The sequence below is a fragment of the Kitasatospora sp. NPDC057542 genome, from assembly GCF_042801945.1.
GTDB lineage: Bacteria > Actinomycetota > Actinomycetes > Streptomycetales > Streptomycetaceae > Kitasatospora.
The window spans coordinates 1-4376 of sequence record NZ_JBHVFE010000615.1; the positions used below are offsets into that span (position 1 = coordinate 1).

Annotated in this window: 6 protein-coding genes; all 6 read left to right on the plus strand. The window is 73.3% G+C overall.

What is annotated here, in order from left to right; genetic code table 11:
- Nucleotides 1-17 precede the first annotated feature (17 nt).
- The gene (folP, locus tag ACFU7Y_RS40810) at nucleotides 18-890 is read left to right on the plus strand and encodes a dihydropteroate synthase (RefSeq protein WP_374120012.1); all 873 of its coding nucleotides are present in this window, start codon (nucleotides 18-20) and stop codon (nucleotides 888-890) included.
- A 28-nt stretch (nucleotides 891-918) separates the two neighbouring features.
- Nucleotides 919-1398: a nuclear transport factor 2 family protein gene (locus ACFU7Y_RS40815; RefSeq protein ID WP_224281659.1), complete on the plus strand. Its 480-nt coding sequence runs from the start codon at nucleotides 919-921 to the stop codon at nucleotides 1396-1398.
- A gap of 247 nt (nucleotides 1399-1645) precedes the next feature.
- Nucleotides 1646-2005, plus strand: coding sequence for a dihydroneopterin aldolase (gene folB / locus ACFU7Y_RS40820; RefSeq protein ID WP_224281670.1), 360 nt, complete (start codon nucleotides 1646-1648; stop codon nucleotides 2003-2005).
- 120 nt (nucleotides 2006-2125) lie between these two features.
- The gene (gene folK / locus ACFU7Y_RS40825) at nucleotides 2126-2725 is read left to right on the plus strand and encodes a 2-amino-4-hydroxy-6-hydroxymethyldihydropteridine diphosphokinase (protein ID WP_224281658.1); all 600 of its coding nucleotides are present in this window, start codon (nucleotides 2126-2128) and stop codon (nucleotides 2723-2725) included.
- A gap of 184 nt (nucleotides 2726-2909) precedes the next feature.
- On the plus strand, nucleotides 2910-3398 hold the full coding sequence (locus tag ACFU7Y_RS40830; RefSeq protein WP_224281657.1) for a DUF3180 domain-containing protein: 489 nt from the start codon (nucleotides 2910-2912) through the stop codon (nucleotides 3396-3398).
- 134 nt (nucleotides 3399-3532) lie between these two features.
- On the plus strand, nucleotides 3533-4376 hold an 844-nt coding region (locus tag ACFU7Y_RS40835), incomplete at its 3' end, for an MATE family efflux transporter (RefSeq protein WP_380771452.1).

Sequence of the window (4376 nt, forward strand, 5' to 3'; positions counted from 1 at the left end):
GTTCGATAATGGGAAGCATGAACGATTCGCCGTCCTTCTCCCTGCCGGCCGGTCTGCCGCGGCTGGAGCGCTGCGCCGTGATGGGCGTGGTCAACGTCACGCCCGACTCCTTCTCGGACGGCGGGATGTGGCACGACCCCGCCAAGGCGATCGCGCACGGCCTCGCGCTGCGGGCCCGCGGCGCGGACCTGGTGGACGTCGGCGGCGAGTCCACCCGGCCGGGCTCGCAGCGGGTGCCCGAGGAGGAGGAGCTGCGCCGGGTGCTCCCGGTGGTGCGCGAGCTCGCCGACGCCGGGGTGATCGTCTCCGTGGACACCATGCGCGCCTCGGTCGCCGAGCGGGCCGTCGAGGCCGGTGCCGCGATCGTCAACGACGTCTCCGGCGGGCTCGCCGACCCGGCGATGGCCCGGGTGGTCGCCGAGACCGGCGCGCCCTTCGTGGTGATGCACTGGCGCGGGCAGTCCGCCGACATGGACCGGATGGCCGTCTACGGCGACGTGGTCCGGGACGTGGTCGCCGAGCTGACCGACCGGGTGGACGCGCTGCTGGCCGCCGGGGTCAAGGAGGACCAGCTGATCCTCGACCCGGGGCTCGGCTTCGCCAAGACCTCCGAGCACAACTGGGCGCTGCTCGGCCGGCTGGACGCGCTCATCGCGCTCGGCCGTCCCGTGCTCGTGGCGGCTTCGCGCAAGCGGTTCCTGGGTACGCTGCTCGCCGACCCGGCAACCGGGGAACTGCGCCCGGCCCGGGAACGCGACGACGCGACGGCCGCGGTGTCGGTGCTGTCGGCCCGGGCCGGAGCCTGGGCGGTGCGGGTGCACGACGTGTCAGGGACGGCGGACGCCGTCCGGGTGGTCGCGGCCTGGCAGCACGCGGCGCGGTTGGGGTGAGGGAGGGTCTGTGACAGGTGACGGCAGGTTGAGCGGCGGTACGGCCGGGCGGGCCCGGGGGGCGGACCTGGAGGCCGTGCTCGCGGCGAACCGGGGGCTCTACGAGGCGCTGGAACGGGGGGACCTGGAAGCGGTCGAGGACGCCTGGCTGGGAGCCGCGGACGCCGACGACAAAGGTGGCGTGGTGTGCGTGCACCCGGGCTGGCCGGTGCTCCGCGGCCGGGCGCAGGTGACCCGTTCGTACATGCTGATCATGATGAACACGGAGTACATCCAGTTCTTCCTGACCGATGTCGAGGCCGAGGTGCACGGTGATGTGGCCCTTGTCACGTGCACCGAGAACATCCTGTCCGGCGGCGAGTCGGAGGAGGAGGGAGAGCTCGGGCCGCTGGTCGGCGGAAAGGTCGTGTCGACGAATCTGTTCCGTCGTACCCCGGCGGGGTGGAAGCTCTGGTCGCATCACGGTTCACCCGTTCTGACCAGCGGGGACGACGACGAGGAGAGCTGATTCCGGCGGCCGTGGAAATGCCGTCCCGGGAAGTCGCCCGGGAATTCCCGAGTGGTCACCGAACGTTCACGTCAATCGCCATATCGGCGCGCGTGGCGTCGGTTCGTGCCGGGTAGGACGGTCAGGCGTTGTCCGTGCTCGCGGGTAGATTCGAAACGGAGTGGCGGGCGTGCTGCCCGCCTTCGCCCTGCCCGTCCATGCCTTTCTCCGGGCGGGGCCCGTCCGACTGGGAGCAGTGATTCGTTTGCTGGACCGCGTCACCCTGCGGGGGCTGCGAGCCCGGGGCCACCACGGCGTCTTCGAGCGCGAGCGCGTCGAGGGGCAGACCTTCGTGGTCGACCTCGTGCTGTACCTGGACACCCGCCCCGCGGCGGCCGGAGACGACCTCACCCGCACCGCGCACTACGGCCTGGTGGCGGAGGAGGTCACCGCGATCATCGCCGGGGAGCCGGTCGACCTGATCGAGACGCTGGCCCAGCGCATCGCCGACCAGTGCCTCAAGCACGAAGCGGTCGAGGAGGTCGAGGTCACCGTGCACAAGCCGGACGCCCCGATCACCGTGCCGTTCGACGACGTGACCGTGACCATCCACCGGGGCCGCGCATGACCCCCACCGCGCGCCCGGTATCCGATGTAGAGGACGTTTTCCGATGAGCGAGCGAAGCGAGCGAATGATCAGGAGTCGCGCACGGGTGAATGCCTCTGCCGAGCGAAGCGAGGCGGGCGCATGAACACCAGCGACCCGACCACCACGCCGAACGCGTTCGACCTGGAGAGCCGGGTGGACTCCGCCGACACCACGCTGCACAGCCAGCGCTGCGCGGTGATCGCGCTCGGCAGCAACCTGGGCAACCGGCTGGACACCCTCCAGGGGGCCGTCGACGCGCTCGCCGACACCCCCGGGCTGAAGATCACGGCCGTCTCCGCGGTGTACGAGACCGAGGCCGTCGGCGGGCCCGAGGAGCAGCCGAACTACTACAACGCGGTCGTGGTGCTGCGTACCTCGCTGCCCCCGCGGGACCTGCTGGAGCGCGGCAACGCCATCGAGGACGCCTTCGGGCGGGTGCGGACCGTCCACTGGGGCCCGCGCACCCTGGACGTCGACATCCTGACCTACGAGGGCGTGTCGAGCGACGACCCGCAGCTGCTGCTGCCGCACCCGCGGTCGCACGAGCGGGCCTTCGTGCTCGCCCCCTGGCTGGACGCCCAGCCGGAGGCCGAGGTGCCCGGGCATGGGCGGGTGGACGCCCTGCTGACGGCGCTGGGTGGCCCGGACGCGCAGGGCGTGAAGCGCCGCGAGGACATCCGGCTGACGCTGCCGGAGTAGGCCCGCGGGGCCGACGACCGGGTCGTTGATCAGGGAACTCGACCGGGGGCCCGGCCGTACGACTAGGTGTCAGCCGTTCGCGCGGGTGACCGCCCGGCCGGGCCCGGTACGGTGGCTTGGCGTCGCCGCGCCGGGCCACCGGGCGGCCCGGCCGGTTCTGGTACCCGGGAAGGACCCCCTCCGAGTGAAGCTGCTTCGCCTCCGCCTGCTGATCGGCATCACCGCCGCCACGACGGCGCTGTCCTGGGCCGGCTCCAAGCTGTGGGCCTCCGTGGACACGCTGCCGGCCGTGCCGGCCGCGGCGCCGGTGGTGCTGGCGGCGGTGGCGGTGATCCTGCTGGCGACCGCGCTGTCGCTGCGGGCCCGGCTGAAGGCGGTGCGCGAGCGGCAGCCCGGGGCGAAGGGGGTCGACCCGCTGCTGGCGGCCCGGGCGGTGGTGCTGGGGCAGGCCAGCGCGCTGGTCTCGGCGGTGGTCACCGGCGTCTACGCGGGGGCCGGGATCTACCTGCTGGGCGAGCTGGACGTGCCGGCCCGCAAGGACCAGGCCGTGACGGCCGGGCTCGCGGTGCTGGCGGGGGCCGCGGTGATCGCGGCGGCGCTCTGGATCCAGCACGTGTGCAAGTTGCCGGAGAACCACGACGACCCGGGCGGCCCGGCGGCATCGCACCGCTGAGACCTCGCTGAGCAGGGCATTCTTCGTGATCTTGGGTGAGAAGCCGGGCACGTGCGGTAAAAACCGCACGCTGTCAAGGGCAGAAGGGGACCCTGGGCTGACACGGCCCCAATTCGCACGCTAGTTTCTTGGACATGTCTCGCGGACGCCACCGTCATTCCTCCGTCCTCGGCCGGGTCTTTCCCCCCACCGCCGCCGGCGTGCTGCTGGTCGCCGCACTGGCCGCTCTGCTTTTCAGTCAGGACACCATCCTGGTGCGCTCGGTGGGCGTCGCGGCGGTGATCGCGACGCTCGGCTTCGCGCTGCTGCTGCGCCAGCGGGACAGGGCGGCCCGGGCGGCCGCCGAGATGTCCGCGGCGCAGCGGCTGCGCGCCGAGGAGCGGTTCGAGGAGCAGCTGGCCGAGGCCGAGTACGCGGCAGAGGTCGCCGAGGAGCGGGCCACCCGGTTCGGGCGGCGGCTGACGGCGGAGAAGTCGCGGCTGGCGAAGGCCGAGACCGAGATCGCCCGGCTGCTGCGCGAGCGGGCCGTGACGGTGGCCGAGCAGGCGCTCAAGGAGGCCGAGGCGGCCCAGCGGGCGCTCGCCGCGAGCCGTCCGAAGTACCCGGCCAGCCCGGCCGCGTACGTGCGGGCGGCGGCCGTGCTGCGGCTGCTGGAGCGTCGCGCGGCGGAGCAGGAGGCGCAGCGGGCGCGTACGGCGGGCGCGGAGGTCGTCCTGCGGGCGCCCGCGAAGGAGTCGCTGGCCGGCAAGGCCGCCCCGGCGGTTCCGGCGCCCGCGCCGGTGGCCGTCCCGGCCCTCGTCGACGCCCTCGGCGCCTCCGCCACGGCCGCCCCGCACGCCACCACCTACCTGCGCATCAGCGTCCTCGGCATCCCCGCCATGCTCATCGTGCTCGCCGCCACCGGCGTCCTGCGCGGCCTCCAGGACACCCGCACCCCGCTCTACGTCGCCATCGGCGGCTTCACCACCAACGTCGCCC